We start from the raw sequence: 14,453 nt of genomic DNA on the forward strand, positions 1-14,453 counted from the left end.
TGGCGCGCAACGCTGTCGTATGAATCCAGGCGATCGCGTTCGCGTCGACCGCGCGGATCGCACGTACGAAGGCGTGTTGCTTCCCTCCAGCACGGACGACCACCTCGTAGTGAAACTCGAGGGCGGGTACAACGTCGGCGTCGACCGCGCCGAGGCCGACGTCTCGGTTCTCGCGGAGGACGTTTACGAGATCGACGGCACCGGCGGCGACGAGGGGACGAGTTCCGAGGTCGAGTTCGACGACGATCTCCCGACGATCTCGCTGATCTCGACCGGCGGCACGATCGCTTCGACCGTCGACTACCGTACCGGTGCCGTCACGGCCCAGTTCGACGCCGAGGACGTCCTTCGGGCGGTCCCCGACCTCGCGGGCCGGGCGAACTACCGCGGGCGGGTCGTCGCGAACATCCTCTCGGAGAACATGGAGCCGCCGATCTGGCAGTCCCTCGCCGAAGCGGTCGCCGAGGAGATCGAGGCCGGGGCCGACGGCGTCGTCGTCATGCACGGGACCGACACGATGCAGTACTCCGCGTCGGCGCTCTCGTTTATGCTCGAGACGCCGGTTCCGATCGTCTTTACGGGTTCACAGCGGTCGGCCGACCGCCCGTCCTCGGACAACGTGATGAACGCCGTCTGTGCCGTCGAGGCCGCAAAGAGCGACTGTGCCGAGGTGCTCGTCTGTATGCACGCCTCCGAGAGCGACGACGGCTGTGCGCTCCACCGCGGCACGCGCGTCCGGAAGAACCACACTTCGCGTCGTGATGCCTTCGAAACCATCGGCGCGAAACCCCTCGGAACCGTCGACTACGGGACGACCGCGGTCGAGTTCCGCCGCGAGTATCAGTCCCGCGGTGCGGTCGATCTCGCCGTCGAGCCCGCCCTCGAGACCGACGTCGAACTGCTGAAGTTCACGCCCGGCATGGACCCCGCGTTCCTCGACGTCGTCGAGGGTGCCGAAGGACTCGTCATCGAGGGCACCGGACTCGGACACGTTCACACCGACCTCGTGCCGCGCCTCGAGGAGTTGATCGCGGACGGAACGACGGTCGTCATGACCAGCCAGTGTCTCGAGGGCCGGGTCTGTGACCGGGTCTACGACACCGGTCGCGACCTGCTCGAGGCCGGCGTCCTCGAGGCCGGCGATACCCTGCCCGGGACGGCGAAAGTCAAGCTGATGTGGGCGCTTGCAAACGCCGAAGACGTCCCGGCGGCGATGGAGACATCGCTTGTCGGCGAGATTCAGGACCGATCGGTTCCCTGGACGTAACACGAGTACGACGATCTCGATCCGCTATGAACATTCGCAGAGCGACCCACGACGATCGCGAAGCTGTCATCGAATTTACCAGCGAGATCTGGACGGACCGCGGGGGTGATTACATTCCGGAGATCTACGACGAATGGATCGAAGACGACACCGAGTACGGCAAGAAGACGTTTCTCGCCGAGATCGACGGGAACGCCGCCGGAATCGTCCAAGCGGTGATGCTCACGCCCGACGAGGCGTGGTTTCAGGGGATTCGTGTCGCCCCCGACTACCGTCGGCGAGGAGTCAGTCAGCGACTCATCGAGGCCTGCTTCGAGTGGGCCCGCGACCGCGGTGCGACGACCGGTCGAGTGATGATCTTCTCGTGGAACACGGCGTCGCTCGGCTCCGCGCGAGCCGGCGGGTTCGAACCGGTGTCGGAGTTTCGGTTCGTCCACCCCGACCCCGATCACCGCGCCGAAATCCCGGCCTCGTGGACGGTCTCGAACGATCCGGCTGCGGCGTGGCGATACTGGACCCACTGTGACGCACGCGAGCAGCTGTGCGGGCTTGGTCTCGCGCCGGAGGAGTCCTGGGCGATCCGGGAGCTCACCCGCGAGGATTTCCACGCGTTTGCCGACGAAACGGCGGTCTTCGCGGTCGAAGGGGACGATGGACTCGCGGGGGCTGCCTACCGGACTCGAACCGGCGAACGGTCGATCATCGAGGACGAGACGAACGACGACGAGGCGACGGAGGCCTACGCCGAGTACGGGCTCGCGGCCTGGGACGACGACACCGCGGCCCGGGCGCTGTTCGCCGCGATCGCTCGCGATGCGGCGTCCCTCGAGGTCGATCGCACCCGCGTTCTGGTCCCCGAGCGTGCGCGGTACGTGACCGATGCCGCGGCCGTTGGAGCCGAAATCGCGGACGAACCGGACTTCGTGCTCGCGGCGGATCTCACGCGATCGGTACCGTAACCCCGCGAGCTGTCCCGGTCAGCCGCCGCTGACCGGGGGAAACAGCGCCAGTTCGTCGTCCGCCTCGAGTTCCGTCTCGAGACCGTCTTCCTCGACGAGAACGTTCGTTCCGTTCCGAAGCACGTTGATCTGCGATCGGAGGTTGCCGTCGCTATCGAGTACCCGCCCCTCGATGTCGGGGTGCTCGTCGACGAGTTCCTCGAGCGCGTCCCCGACGGTATCGCCGGCCGAGGCCTCGACCGTGACGCGTTTGTCGCCCGCCCGTTCGGCGAGGTCGGCGAACAGTTTCCACTCCGTGGACATATCCGTCGGTACCGGTGCCGACGGCAAGTAGCTACCGCTCTTCCGTGTTCGACCCGTCCCACTCCGCGAGACGTCGCAGCGATTCTGGTCGACCCAGTACGTGGGCCGTATCCCCCGCCTGCAGACGCGTTTCTCCGTCGGGCAACGCGACGATGGTCCCCTCACCGGGGTCGTCCTTGCCGGTGCCCTCGCGGTCTCGCTCGAGTGCAAGGACCACCACCGGCAGGGAGTCGACTGCCGTCCCCACGAGGGGATCGGCGGCGTCGATGGTCCGCGTCGTGACCGTCTCGTTGGCCGCCCGGAGCAGCGAGACGAGTTCGCGCTCGCCGCCGGGCGTGCCGGGGAGGGTTACGAGCCGATACGCGGCGTCGGTCTCGAGGTCGGCGGCGTCGTCGGCGTCGATGGCGACGGTCGCGGTCTCGCCCGCGATGCCCCGGAGTTCTCCCTCCGCGAGCCGGCGCGTCGACTCGCCGTCGGTGAGCCAGATGCGGACGGCATCGCCGGGGCTCGCGTCGGGCGCGGGATCACCCCGAAGCGCGACGGCGACGGTCCCCGGGGCGAGCGTCGGTCCGATCCCAGCCGGCCGGCCGCCGACCGCGAGCGATTCGACCGTTCCGTCGGCGGCGATTTCGACGTCGACGTGTCCGATCCCGTAATCGCGCTCGAGGCGGTCGATCAGTCGGTCGCGTAACTGCTCGGTCGAGAGTCGACGGGGAAAGAGAAACGTCTGGCCCGCCAGCTCGGCCGTCGTGGTTGGGTCGACGGGGTCGTAGCCGTCGACCTCGTCGATCTCCGCGGGGAGTTCGACGGCGACGACGCGTCCCGCTGCACGGACCAGTTGGCCGACGTCGTCGATGGTCCGCGAGCCGGCCATCCAGAAGACGTTCCGCGCGAGGTAATCGCCCACTCGGCGGCCCCCGTCGGCGGCGATCGCGCTGGCGAGAAACGCGACGATGGTAAAAACTGCAGTTTCGGGGTCGAGCAGCGACGTCCTGCCGATGATCGCGTCCTGTAACGCGCTCTGGGTGTTCAGCCAGAGCGCCACCGGCGCGATGCCGACCAGAATCGCCACGCCCTCCGGGATCGAATCGGCGCTGTACCACCGGAACGCGACCGCCGCACCGGTCGCGGTGCCGCCGGCAAGCAGGGTAAACAGGAGGAGCCACACGATCACATCGGACGGGGTCTCGGCCGGGAGCGGTATCGCCTGTGTGACGATCATTGTGCGATCTCCCCCGCGAACGTCTCGACCGACTCCTCCGGGCCCGCGACGAAGACCTCGTCGCCGGGCTCGAGACGGCGCTCGATGTCGGGGGCGAACACCCACCCGTGTCGGCGACTGCCGGTCTCACTGGTCTGGTGACGTGTCGCGAGGATCGTTACGTCGGCCGCGACGGTTTCGTCGACCGGCTCGGCCGAACCGACGGTGAGACGGCGGATCACGTAGCCGGCCTGCTTGACCAGCGCGAAGGCCTCGAACTCCCGGCTCGTGCCGCGCGAGCGGACGATCAGGCGCGGCCGATCCGCCTCGAGGAGGGATTTGACGTCCCAGCGAGGGACGGCGACGGTCACCCGGCCCGGGCCGCCGGCGGTCGTCCGACTCGGCTTCGCAGCCGGGACGACCGGGTCCGTCTCGCCGCCGTCGGCTGCGGTCGGTTCGGGAGCGACCGCCGGCGCGACCGTTTCATTGCCGTCCCCGTCGCTTTCGCTTCGGGCGCTCAGAACCGTCCCGGTGATCGATCGACCGGCGGTTCGAATCGCAACCGCATCGCCGCGAGCCAGCCCGGTCGGGACGAGCGTCGTCAGCGAGACCGCATGCGTTCGTTCCGGGACCCGCTGTGAGAGGATTCCCGTGGGCGGGGCTGCCGCGATGGTCGCACTGGCCCGCTCGTCGATGGTCACGTCGACGTCCGTGAGGTCGTGGTCGGTTCGCAGCCGTTCCTCGAGTCGAGCCTCGAGTTCCGACAGCGGGAGGTCGGCCGGAAGCCGCCAGGAGCCGTCCTTGAGGGTGTTCCGGAGTTCGGACGACAGCGGCGGATAGCCTTCCATGTCACGGACCTCGCCGGTTGGCCGAACCGTCACCTGTCCCATCGATCCGACGAGTTCGACGACGTCGGCCGACAGCGTTCGCTGGCGGATCGCGGTCAGCGAGAGCCGGTGGGGCAGTTCAGCGCCGAGTTTGTCACCCTGATTGTGGGCATAGAGCGCGAGCATGAGTACGACCAGAACCGCGACCAGCAATCGCGGCGACTGAGCGATCGTCGGTTCGACGAGTCCGAGAAGTCCCCCCTGAATGCTGGCGATCGATAGCGCGAGCACGACGACACCGAACCCGGGCAGCGTCACGCCGGTAAAGTATCGGACGAGAAAGCCGAGCGAACCGGCGACGAACGCGGGAACGATACCGGTCAGGAGACCGAGATAGAGCCCGAGCAGTATTTCGACCGGAAGCGCCATTGTGGGCCGGTTGTGCGGGATCGATAAACGTGTACCGGAAGGCCGGCCTCGAACGACTCGGCGATACGAGAGCGAAGACGTTTATAACGGCGAGGCAGAGCGGAGTGTATGGTCGACGACCGGTCGGCTCGAGCGCGGCGTCCGAACATCCGGCGACGGGTGCGTTCGATGCGAGCGGCCGTGGTGCTCGCGCTGACCGTCGCGTTGCTGTCGGTCGCGACGGCGATCGTCAACATCGGAATCGACACCGTCGACGGGCCGCTCGCAGCGTACGTTCCCGAAATCGTCCAGAACGCCGCCGGGTTCACGGGGGCGCTCACCGGGTTCCTGATGGTCGGGAGCGCACTCGCTCTTCGGCGCGGGCTCCGCGTCGGCTGGTGGGCGACCCTGCTGTTACTGCCGCTGACCGCGGCGCAGGGCCTCCTTCAGGCGAGCCGGTACTCGGTGCCGTTGATCGTCCTCTCGCTGGTGACGATCCCGGTGTTGCTGTTCAGCCGCGATCGGTTCACCGGTTCGGTCTCGCTGAGTACGACACAGATCGCCGCCGGATCCGCGCTCATCGGCGTTCAGCTGTACGGGACGATCGGCGGCTACGCGCTGCGCGAGCACTTCGAGGGGATCAGTAGCATCCTCGACGCCTTCTATTTCACGCTGATCACCTCGAGCACGGTCGGGTACGGCGACATCACGCCGGACCCGGCCTCGACCGAAGGAATGCTGTTTACGATGTCCGTGCTCGTCCTCGGGGTGGCCAGTTTCGGTATCGCCATCGGTGCGCTGGTCGGCCCGGCGATCCAGGCCAGAATCACGAAAACACTCGGAAGAATGACCGATTCGGAACTCCAGACGCTCGAGGACCACATCCTCGTCCTCGGCTACGGCGAACTGACGGAACCGATCGTCGACGAACTCGCGCGGTCCGACGAGGCGTTCGTCGTCGTCACCGACGACCGCGACGTGGCGGCGACGCTCTCGGAACGCGACATCGCCGTCGTTACGGGCGATCCGAGCGACGAGGGGCCCCTTCAGCGGGCGAAGATCGACCGCACGCGTGCGATCGTCGTCGCCACGAACCGCGACGCCCAGGACGCGCTCGCGATCCTGACCGCACGCCAACTCGCGCCCGAGACCCGCATCGTCGCCGCCGCGACCGACCGCGAGAACGCCCGGAAACTCGAGCGGGCGGGCGCGGATACCGTCATCAGCCCGTCGGTGCTCGGCGGCCACTTGCTGGTGCGTTCGGCCCTCGGCAGCGAGGATACGGATCTGATCGATCGGATCATGAGCGACGAGTGAGGAAAACCCCATATCGGACGCGACGGGGCTACCGGCTGCGACCGCGATGGACGATCGCGACGTCGGTCTCGAGGTCGCGGAGCTTTCGGAACGTCGGCGGGGAGACGAACCGCGAGGCGGCCGATCGGTCGGTACTCGAGCCGACGAAGACCACGTCGTACTGGAGCGCGACCCGCGACAGGTAGTGGTCGACCGATGCGGTGACGACGTGAGTCTCGAACCGGCCGGAGAAAGCGTCGACCAGCGCCGCGAGCGTACTCTCGGCCGATCGACGCTGCGATTCGCGATCGATGCACGTACAGACGCTCGTGGGTCGCCGATCGCCGGTGACTCGCAGTGCGAAGTCGACCATCGCACGGGCGGTATCGCCGGCACCACGAACGGCCACGAGACCGCGGGACCACCGGTGACGACCGTCGTTCGAACGGAACGCGATGACGTCGATCTCGCTTTCGAACAGCCCCTTGATGAACGCGGAGAGCCCGCCGCGGTCGCCCTCGGCGTAGGGGGCGACGATGAGATCGCAGTTGTTTCGCCGTGCGGTCTGGAGGACCAGGTCCGACGAGCGGCGATCGCTGCTTGCGACGACGACTTCGCAGGGGACGTCGTACGCAGTCTCGAGGTCGTCAGCGAGGGACTCGAGGGTCCCGACGAGATCGGTTGCGGCCCCGTCGGCGGTCCGTGTACCGACACCGATCGCGGGGGCATCACTGTCAGCGCTATCGTCGTCGACCGCTTCGGCGGCTCCCCGTACCGCCGTTCCGTCGGCGGATTCGGTGCCGTTTCGTCCGGACATCTCCGTTACGACGCCGAAGAGGACGACCTTTCCGGCCTCGTGTGCGCCGGCGAGTTCGGCGGCAAAGCGGGCGACGGTCTCCGTCCCAGCGTGCTCGCCGTCCCACATCGGAACGAGCACGTGATCGTCTCCCTTGGTCGTCTGGTAGAGGTACTGCGCTCGCTCCTCGTAGAAGCGGTCGCGCCAGACGACGAACGCAGCCGCGACGAACGAACTCGAGACGACGATGCCGAGCACGTAGGCGAGTTGCGCGTTGCCGGTGACCAACACGAGCAACGCGGTCGAAAACGCCGTCGGCTCCTCGAGATCGAGCGCCCAGGTGACGACACCGGTAAAGAAAACACCCAGGGCGGCACCGCCTGCGCTGATCGTGCCGCCGTTCAGCCCTGCCGCCGTAGCGCCGCCGTTCAAGCCCGCAACAGCGGCCAGTTCGAGGGCGAGCCAGCCACAGAGCGCGCCGACGGTCATTCCGCCGACGAACTTCCCCGGCGTGGAGTATCGGCCCTCGGGATCGGCAAAGAGCGTGTACGTTCCGGAAGCCAGCGGCGGAAACACGAGAAAGGAGACGGCGGCGGTCGCGTTCGACAACCACGTCACCGCGGCGATCAAAAGCGGCACGAACACGAGCACCGAGAGGTGCAAGAGGTTGCCAGTCTGCTCGACCCACCGCAGGAACGCGTCGAGTTCGCGCCGCTCCAGCCGTCGCAGTCGGTGTGCTCCCACACGGAACCACCGTCGGACCTGCTCGAGCATAGGTTCCGTTGCTCTCGACCCGACGAAAGCTGTTCGGATTCCCGTCGAAGCCGGCCGGTTTGATGGAGCGCTAGCGGCTCCGAGATCGATCCGCTACTCCGGGGCACCCTCGAGGATCGCGACGCCGCTCGAGGCTCCGATTCGCTCGGCTCCGGCATCGATCATGGCCATCGCGTCGTCGTAGCTGCCGATGCCGCCGCTGGCTTTCACGGGGAGGTACTCGCTCATCAGTTCGACGTCGGCGACGGTCGCGCCGCCGTCCGCGAAGCCGGTCGAGGTCTTGACCATCGCCGCGTCGGCCGCGACGGCGGCCTCGCAGGCGCGGCGTTTCTCCGCGTCGGTCAACAGTGCGGTCTCGATGATCACCTTCACCGGAATCGGGACCGCGGCGACGAGTTCCGCGAGTTCGGCCCTGACGACGTCGTCCTCGCCGGCTTTCAGCCGGCCAACGTTGATCACGACGTCGAGTTCGTCCGCGCCGGCCTTCCAGGCGCGGACGCCCTCGCGACGTTTGACGCCGGAGGCGTTCTGTCCGTGCGGAAAACCGATCACCGTCGCGAGCGTCACGTCCGGCGCGTAGTCGGCGGCTTCCGCGACCGCGTAGGGTGGAATGCAGGCGTTCATGCCGTTCGCTCGAGCGGCATCGAGGACGTCACGAACGTCGGCGGTCGTCGTCTCGGGGCCGAGGACGGTGTGGTCGATCCGGGATGCGAGTTCGCTGCGGTTCATGGCGGACCGACTCGGCGGACGGCCAAAAATCCGCCCGATCCCTTTTGGGGCGTGGTTCGTAATTGTGTCCCATGGATTCGGATGAACCCGCTCCCGCGGTCGACCCGGCAGTCACGGCCACCGCCGAGGACATCGCGGCGATGCGGATCCGCGGGGCGGCGACCATCGCCGACGCGGCTGCGGCGGCGCTTGCCACACAGGCCGAACGGTCCGAGGCCGCCAGTCCCGAGGCGTTCAGGCGACAGCTCAGGGCCGCCGCGGCGGAACTCTACGAGACGCGACCGACCGCGGTGAGTCTCCCGAACGCCCTTCGGTACGTCCTCCGGGGGATGGACGGCGACACCGTCGCGGAACTCGAGTCGTCGACGGTCGCCCGCGCCGAGGCGTTTCGGACCGACCTCGAGCAGGCCCAGCGTCGGCTCGGCGAGGTCGGAGCGAACAGACTCCGGGACGGCGACGTGGTGATGACCCACTGTCACTCGACGGATGCCCTCTCGTGTATCGAGGCCGCGCTCGATGCGGGCAAACACGTCTCGGCGATCGTCAAGGAAACCAGACCCAGAAAACAGGGCCACATCACGGCACGGCAGTTACGCGAGTGGGGCGTGCCGGTGACGCTGATCGTCGACAACGCGGCGCGTCGGTACCTCGACCGGGCGGATCACGTGCTGGTCGGCGCGGACAGCATCGCCGCGGACGGCAGCGTCATCAACAAGATCGGTACCAGCGGGCTGGCGGTCAACGCCCGCGAGCGTGGCGTGCCGGTGATGGTGGCGGCCCAGACGATCAAGCTCCACCCGGACACGATGACGGGCCATACCGTCGAGATCGAATCCCGCGCCGAGTCGGAGGTCCTCTCCGAGGAGGAACGGGCCGACATCACCGCCGCAGGGACCGCAAGCGAGGCCGGTGACGGCTCCGGGGACGGTCGTGGAGACGACCACGCGGGACTCGAGGTGGAAAACCCCGCCTTCGACGTCACGCCGCCGCGGTACGTCGACGCGATCGTCACCGAACGGGGGCAGTTCCCCCCCGAAAGCATCGTGACGCTCATGCGGGAATTGTTCGGCGAGACGACCGAGGAACCCTGGGAGACGAGGGGATAACCGGTCGCTATTTCCGACATTATCTTCGACAGGACGTTTCAAATAACATACTGGTTATCGATCGGAAAGTGTTTGTCCCTGGTGTGTGCCAATAAGAAGTATGGTATTACCTGAGGGGTTCGTCCTGCCGCCATGGTACCTTCTCGGTCCGCTCCTCGTGATCCTCGGTGGGACCATCGCGTTCCTGTGGGCGCTCGAGCCACAGGTGACCGATCGAACGGTCCTTGCGTTCGCGCCGTGGATGCTGTTTGGCTCGACGTTGCACGTGCTGTATCGGATCGACGCCTATCCGGACACCATCGCGGTGTTGTTCTCCGCGCCGAGTGTTTACCTGGTGACGGCGGTTATCGGGGGTCTCGTTTGGGTCCTCGGCCTGTTGCTCCATGCAGCGGGGCTGCAACCGACCGAGCGGATTCTGGGAGTGACCGGTACCGCGTTCTTCGCCGTCTTCGCGATGTTCGCGATCATCAGCAGCTGGGAGCAGGGTACGTTCCAGCCGTTCTGGCCCGTTATCGCCGTGGTCGTTTCCGGGGTCGTCACTTCCCTCGCCTGGGTGGCACTCAGCCTCTGGTTTACCGATGTCGCCGCGACGACGGGTGTCACCGGGGCCATCGTCGTCTTCGGGCACGTCCTCGACGGCGTTTCGACGGCCATCGGCTTCGACGTCCTCGGTGGAGGCGAAGACGTTCCCCTCTCGCAGCTGATCCTCGAGGCCGGCCGGTCGCTGCCGACCGCGGAGTACATCGGTGCCGGGTGGCTGTTCGTTCTGGTGAAAGTCGTTCTCGCGTTGCTCATCCTCGGACTCTTCAGGGAGTACGTTCAGGAGCGTCCGCGCCAGGGACGGTTCCTGCTCGCGTTGATCGCCGCCGTCGGGCTCGGACCCGGGGTCCACAACGTCTTGCTCTTCGTCGTCGCCTAGACTTTTCTCGTCGGCGCTCGACGTTTCGACCGTCGAATGGTCAGGGTACTTACCGCCGGCCACGTCAACTGGGACGTGACGCTTCGGGTCGATCGGCTCCCCGAAGCCGACGGCGAGGCGTCGATCCGTTCACAGCGACAGTCCGGCGGCGGCAGCGCCGGCAACGTCGCCGCGGCGCTTGCCGGCCTCGAGATCGACACCGGGGTGATCGGCAGCGTTGGCGACGACGACAACGGCCTGCTCGCCAGACGCGAACTCGAAGCGGCGGGCGTCTCGCTCGAGGGGCTTCAGGTCGTCGAGGGGGCGAACACCGCCGTAAAGTATCTGCTGGTCGACGACGACGGCGAGGTCGCGGTGCTTGGCAACGACGGCGTCAACGAGGCCGTCGCCCCTGCGGATCTCGACCGATCGCGGATCCGCGCCGCCGACCACGTCCATCTTACGAGCCAGCGTCCGGACACCGCTGCAGCCATCGCGAGGACGGCAACCGACGCCGGCATCCCCGTCAGCTTCGATCCGGGTCGCCGACTCGGCGACCGCGACTACAGCGCGGCGCTGGCCGTGGCCGATATCGTTTTCGCCAACGATCGCGAAATCGCCGCGCTGCTTGAGGACGAGTACGTCGGCTCCGATTTCAGCGATCGCATCGTCGTCGTCAAACACGGGCGCGACGGGGCGGAAGTCCACACGCCGCGTGGCTCCTACGAGCACCCCGGGTTCGAGGTCGAGTCGGTCGACACCGCGGGTGCCGGCGACGCCTTCGCTGCGGGGTTTATCGCGGCGACGCTTGCGGACGGGGGCGACTCCCTCGACGGAATCGACATCGAGCGTGCACTCGAGTATGCGAACGCGTGTGGCGCTCTCACCGCCAGCCGTGTCGGCACACGCAGCGTCCCGACTGCGGAGGACGTGACGGACTTTCTCACCACCCAGTTTTAATGGCATCCGGTTGCGGAAATTGTACGGAACCGCGTTCCCGCTGTCGTTCTCACCGGGTGTTGTCTGACGGTAAGTATATAGGCCGCGACGTTGGCCACTCGGGTAGACAGTCACGGAGACGTGACGGAGAGAGAGAGACATGACGGAACGAAGGATACGCGAGTCCAACGGATGCGATCTCGGTCGGCGCGTCCGGTACGAACGGACGGAAGACGAACCCCCGAGTATCGCCGTTGCAACCGCACTGGCCCACTACCGCGACGAGGAGGTCACCGCGGCCAGTACCCGGTTGTACGACTACATCGACCCCGAAGCCCTCGATGCCCTCTTTGCCGAGTCCGGTCGAAGTGGCGCTCGATCGGCCGATCTCGTCGAGTTCGATGTCGATGAGGCAACGGTTGCCGTCCGACCCGGTCGCGTCGACGTGTTTCCCGCCGACTGATCGGTCCCGATAGCCAGCGTGAAACGGGGGTCACGTCGAACCGCAGGTCGCCGAAACGAGTCCCCCGTTTTCCGCTCTCGAACCTTTTTTCTCGCCACCCGGGGAACCCGGAGGTATGGCAACGCAGCCACACCTGCTGGTCGAGGACGGAGATCTGACCGATATCGCGCTCGTCCCGGGCGATCCCGGGCGGGTCGACCGGATCGCCGACCACTGCGACGAGGCCGAGACGATCGCTCGAAACCGCGAGTACAAGGTCGTCAACGCGACCTACGAGGGACGACCGCTGACCATCTGTTCGACGGGGATCGGCTGTCCGTCGGCAGCGATCGCCGTCGAGGAGCTGGCGAACGTCGGCGTCGAGACGTTCATCCGCGTCGGCACGACCGGCGCGTTGCAGTCGGGTATCGAGATCGGCGACATGATCGTCGCAAACGGGGCCGCGAAAAACGAGGGGACCTCGAAGCGCTACGAGGACGTTTCCTATCCCGCGGTGCCGGATTACGACGTCCTCTCGTCGCTGGTCGAGTCCGCGGAGGCAAACGACGAGGAGGTTCACGTCGGCCCCATCGCTTCCGACGACGCCTACTACGCGGAAACGGACGCGTACGTCGCCGACTGGGAGGATGCCGGCATGCTATCGGTCGAGATGGAAGCCGCCGCGATCTTCTCGTTGACCCGCCGCAAGGGACTGCGAGCCGGGGCGATCTGTACCGTCGACGGCAACCTCGTGGAGGGGACCCAGAAGGGAACCGCCACCGAAGACGACGAACTCCCCGAGAAAGCCAAAAACAACGTCGGCCGCGCGATCGACATCGCGCTCGAGGCCGCGACCGATCTGTAGGTCGGTCACTCGGTTAGCTGGTGAGCGAGTTTCGTCGTTCGGTCGGTCAGTTCTTCCGTCGTCGCCGAAGCGTCCTGTAGCGTCTCGTTGATCGCCGAGAACAACACGTCGAACGCGACGGCCCCGTCGTCTCGCCGCCACTCGTCCGTGGAATGGTGGGGGAGAGCACAGGCCGAACAGGCACCTTCCGACGCGTCTTCGGTCTCGAACGGTTCGAAACAGCAGTGACAGCAGTCGACTCCTGCGACGACCCGTTCGCCGAGTTCGACGAGCGTCCGGACGTGTGACTGCAGTTCCGCCGCCGTCTCCCGGAACGCCGAAAGCAACGGTCGGACGTCGGGGTCCAGCGCCGACTCCTCGACGGCTGCGAGCCGCTCGAGGCGAGCCTCGACGGCGTCGGTCGCGAGCAGGAGGTCCTGTCGGTGCTCGACGTACTCGGTGCTGTCGTCGGGACGCTCGCCTTCGTCGTCGGGAAACGACGTCGAAAGCGACGCGAAGGAGGCGACATCTGAGATGGCTTCGCCCTGAATACGGGTCGTCTCGTGGACGACGCGAAACAGTCCGTCGCTGGTCGGTGGCGTCGGCTCCGTCGCATCCGTGGGCGTCCGCAGCGTCGAGAAACAGCCTTCACAGAGCGTCACAAGGGCGCTCTCGTGGACCGTCCCCTCGAGCGGAACGTCGCCGACGGGGTAGGTCCGGAGGGACTCGAAATCGTCGGCAGCGGCGTCACAGAGGCGACACGTGGACGCGTCTCGTTCGAATACGGCTCGGCGATCGGCACGCCAGTCGCGGGAGGTCACGAGCGAGCGAAGACAGCGCGGCGACAAAAACGCTCCGGCTGGGGCGGCCGAAGCCCCTCGATTGACCGTCGGCTGACAGCTCGGCGGTCGATATCTTTCAGCTCCACCCGGTATATAACCCGTCTCCGCCCGTAGTGGGCGTATGGCGAAGCCACCGAACGATCCGGATGACCCGGACGACCGGACGGAATCGGACGCCCAGCCGTCCGCGACGACCGAGTTCGAACTCGAGCGGACGTACCGCCGCGAGGACCTGTCCGCCGTCTTCCGCGAGTTCGCGGCCGCCTTCGAGGACGGCCGTCCGATCCGGATGCGCGGCGACGATCGAAGCGTCAGGATCGTGCTCCCGGATCGAGTCGTCGCCGAGTTCGAGGTCGAGACGGCAGTCGCCGACGATCCGGAGGATGCCCCGCCGGCCGCCGAACTGGAACTGGAACTCGAGTGGAACGATGCGGACGGCTCGAGCGTTCAGATAACCGAACGCGGGGCCGACACGGACGCCGGCGCGAGCGGCGAGTCGGCCGAAGTGGTCGAACCGTCGGCCGATCCCGCGACGGCGGCGATGCCGCTCGAAGGCGTTCCCGGCCCGAGCGGGTCGGCTGCCGGCGACGCCGCGGCGACCGGCTCCGAGCCATCGAAACCCGAGCGGACCAGCCGCTTCGAGATCTATCGGGATCGAGCCGACGAGTGGCGCTGGCGGCTTGTCCACTGGAACGGGAACATCATCGCCGACAGCGGAGAGGGGTACGCGTCGCGACACAATGCCAAACGCGCCGCCCGGAGCGTGATGCGAAGCGCGCCGACTGCGAGCATCGAGCAGCGGGACGAAACGCCGGACTGAGA

General features: G+C 67.0%; 15 protein-coding genes. 9 read left to right on the forward strand and 6 right to left on the reverse strand.

The window, feature by feature from the left end:
• Positions 1-19 precede the first annotated feature (19 nt).
• A complete protein-coding gene (gatD, locus tag TX80_RS07265; RefSeq protein ID WP_049922455.1) occupies positions 20-1,267 on the forward strand; it encodes a Glu-tRNA(Gln) amidotransferase subunit GatD in 1,248 nt (415 codons plus the stop codon).
• A gap of 26 nt (positions 1,268-1,293) precedes the next feature.
• Positions 1,294-2,226, forward strand: a complete 933-nt coding sequence (locus TX80_RS07270) for a GNAT family N-acetyltransferase (RefSeq protein WP_049922456.1) — start codon at positions 1,294-1,296, stop codon at positions 2,224-2,226.
• A gap of 18 nt (positions 2,227-2,244) precedes the next feature.
• Here TX80_RS07270 and TX80_RS07275 read toward each other — a convergent pair whose 3' ends face one another.
• From TX80_RS07275 to TX80_RS07285, 3 genes are read right to left on the reverse strand one after another with little or no spacing between them, the layout of a single operon-like run.
• Positions 2,245-2,529, reverse strand: a complete 285-nt coding sequence (locus tag TX80_RS07275) for a ubiquitin-like small modifier protein 1 (protein ID WP_049922457.1) — start codon at positions 2,527-2,529, stop codon at positions 2,245-2,247.
• A 31-nt stretch (positions 2,530-2,560) separates the two neighbouring features.
• Complete coding sequence (locus tag TX80_RS07280; protein WP_049922458.1) at positions 2,561-3,751, reverse strand: TrkA C-terminal domain-containing protein; 1,191 nt, start codon at positions 3,749-3,751, stop codon at positions 2,561-2,563.
• Positions 3,748-4,986, reverse strand: a complete 1,239-nt coding sequence (locus TX80_RS07285; protein WP_049922459.1) for a TrkA C-terminal domain-containing protein — start codon at positions 4,984-4,986, stop codon at positions 3,748-3,750. The genes TX80_RS07280 and TX80_RS07285 overlap by 4 nt, the downstream gene beginning before the upstream one ends.
• Positions 4,987-5,094: 108 nt before the next feature.
• Between TX80_RS07285 and TX80_RS07290 the strand changes: the two genes are divergently transcribed.
• Positions 5,095-6,282, forward strand: coding sequence for an NAD-binding protein (locus TX80_RS07290; protein WP_049922460.1), 1,188 nt, complete (start codon positions 5,095-5,097; stop codon positions 6,280-6,282).
• Positions 6,283-6,310: 28 nt separating this feature from the next.
• Here the strand turns inward: TX80_RS07290 and TX80_RS07295 are convergent, their stop codons facing one another.
• Positions 6,311-7,831 carry an HPP family protein gene (locus TX80_RS07295; protein WP_049922461.1) on the reverse strand — a complete coding sequence of 507 codons (1,521 nt, stop codon included), beginning with the start codon at positions 7,829-7,831 and terminating at the stop codon, positions 6,311-6,313.
• Between the two features lie 93 nt (positions 7,832-7,924).
• Positions 7,925-8,560 (reverse strand): deoxyribose-phosphate aldolase, encoded by a 636-nt coding sequence (gene deoC / locus TX80_RS07300; RefSeq protein ID WP_049922462.1) that lies wholly within the window; start codon positions 8,558-8,560, stop codon positions 7,925-7,927.
• 71 nt (positions 8,561-8,631) lie between these two features.
• Here deoC and TX80_RS07305 point away from each other — a divergent pair, with 71 nt between their 5' ends.
• From TX80_RS07305 to TX80_RS07325, 5 genes are all read left to right on the forward strand, one after another.
• A complete protein-coding gene (locus TX80_RS07305; RefSeq protein ID WP_049922463.1) occupies positions 8,632-9,666 on the forward strand; it encodes a ribose 1,5-bisphosphate isomerase in 1,035 nt (344 codons plus the stop codon).
• Between the two features lie 100 nt (positions 9,667-9,766).
• The gene (locus TX80_RS07310) at positions 9,767-10,585 is read left to right on the forward strand and encodes a DUF63 family protein (protein ID WP_049922464.1); all 819 of its coding nucleotides are present in this window, start codon (positions 9,767-9,769) and stop codon (positions 10,583-10,585) included.
• Between the two features lie 36 nt (positions 10,586-10,621).
• Positions 10,622-11,524, forward strand: a complete 903-nt coding sequence (locus TX80_RS07315; protein WP_049922465.1) for a carbohydrate kinase family protein — start codon at positions 10,622-10,624, stop codon at positions 11,522-11,524.
• 139 nt (positions 11,525-11,663) lie between these two features.
• On the forward strand, positions 11,664-11,966 hold the full coding sequence (locus tag TX80_RS07320) for a HalOD1 output domain-containing protein (RefSeq protein WP_049922466.1): 303 nt from the start codon (positions 11,664-11,666) through the stop codon (positions 11,964-11,966).
• A gap of 115 nt (positions 11,967-12,081) precedes the next feature.
• Positions 12,082-12,810 (forward strand): nucleoside phosphorylase, encoded by a 729-nt coding sequence (locus TX80_RS07325; RefSeq protein ID WP_049922467.1) that lies wholly within the window; start codon positions 12,082-12,084, stop codon positions 12,808-12,810.
• 5 nt (positions 12,811-12,815) lie between these two features.
• Here the strand turns inward: TX80_RS07325 and TX80_RS07330 are convergent, their stop codons facing one another.
• Positions 12,816-13,610 (reverse strand): hypothetical protein, encoded by a 795-nt coding sequence (locus tag TX80_RS07330; RefSeq protein ID WP_049922468.1) that lies wholly within the window; start codon positions 13,608-13,610, stop codon positions 12,816-12,818.
• A gap of 142 nt (positions 13,611-13,752) precedes the next feature.
• On the opposite strand from TX80_RS07330, the gene TX80_RS07335 reads away from it, so the two are divergent.
• Positions 13,753-14,451 (forward strand): amphi-Trp domain-containing protein, encoded by a 699-nt coding sequence (locus TX80_RS07335; RefSeq protein WP_049922469.1) that lies wholly within the window; start codon positions 13,753-13,755, stop codon positions 14,449-14,451.
• Positions 14,452-14,453: the final 2 nt, after the last annotated feature.

Origin of the sequence: Halopiger djelfimassiliensis (assembly GCF_000455365.1) — an archaeon.
Classification (GTDB): domain Archaea; phylum Halobacteriota; class Halobacteria; order Halobacteriales; family Natrialbaceae; genus Halopiger_B; species Halopiger_B djelfimassiliensis.

Bases quoted from the DNA above. Each gene is read 5' to 3' on its own strand.
- TX80_RS07275 (WP_049922457.1), bottom strand. From the start codon at position 2,529: ATGTCCACGGAGTGGAAACTGTTCGCCGACCTCGCCGAACGGGCGGGC.
- gatD (WP_049922455.1), top strand. From the start codon at position 20: ATGAATCCAGGCGATCGCGTTCGCGTCGACCGCGCGGATCGCACGTAC.
- TX80_RS07285 (WP_049922459.1), bottom strand. From the start codon at position 4,986: ATGGCGCTTCCGGTCGAAATACTGCTCGGGCTCTATCTCGGTCTCCTG.
- TX80_RS07280 (WP_049922458.1), bottom strand. From the start codon at position 3,751: ATGATCGTCACACAGGCGATACCGCTCCCGGCCGAGACCCCGTCCGAT.
- TX80_RS07320 (WP_049922466.1), top strand. From the start codon at position 11,664: ATGACGGAACGAAGGATACGCGAGTCCAACGGATGCGATCTCGGTCGG.
- TX80_RS07325 (WP_049922467.1), top strand. From the start codon at position 12,082: ATGGCAACGCAGCCACACCTGCTGGTCGAGGACGGAGATCTGACCGAT.
- TX80_RS07270 (WP_049922456.1), top strand. From the start codon at position 1,294: ATGAACATTCGCAGAGCGACCCACGACGATCGCGAAGCTGTCATCGAA.
- deoC (WP_049922462.1), bottom strand. From the start codon at position 8,560: ATGAACCGCAGCGAACTCGCATCCCGGATCGACCACACCGTCCTCGGC.
- TX80_RS07310 (WP_049922464.1), top strand. From the start codon at position 9,767: ATGGTATTACCTGAGGGGTTCGTCCTGCCGCCATGGTACCTTCTCGGT.
- TX80_RS07295 (WP_049922461.1), bottom strand. From the start codon at position 7,831: ATGCTCGAGCAGGTCCGACGGTGGTTCCGTGTGGGAGCACACCGACTG.
- TX80_RS07335 (WP_049922469.1), top strand. From the start codon at position 13,753: ATGGCGAAGCCACCGAACGATCCGGATGACCCGGACGACCGGACGGAA.
- TX80_RS07305 (WP_049922463.1), top strand. From the start codon at position 8,632: ATGGATTCGGATGAACCCGCTCCCGCGGTCGACCCGGCAGTCACGGCC.
- TX80_RS07290 (WP_049922460.1), top strand. From the start codon at position 5,095: ATGGTCGACGACCGGTCGGCTCGAGCGCGGCGTCCGAACATCCGGCGA.
- TX80_RS07315 (WP_049922465.1), top strand. From the start codon at position 10,622: ATGGTCAGGGTACTTACCGCCGGCCACGTCAACTGGGACGTGACGCTT.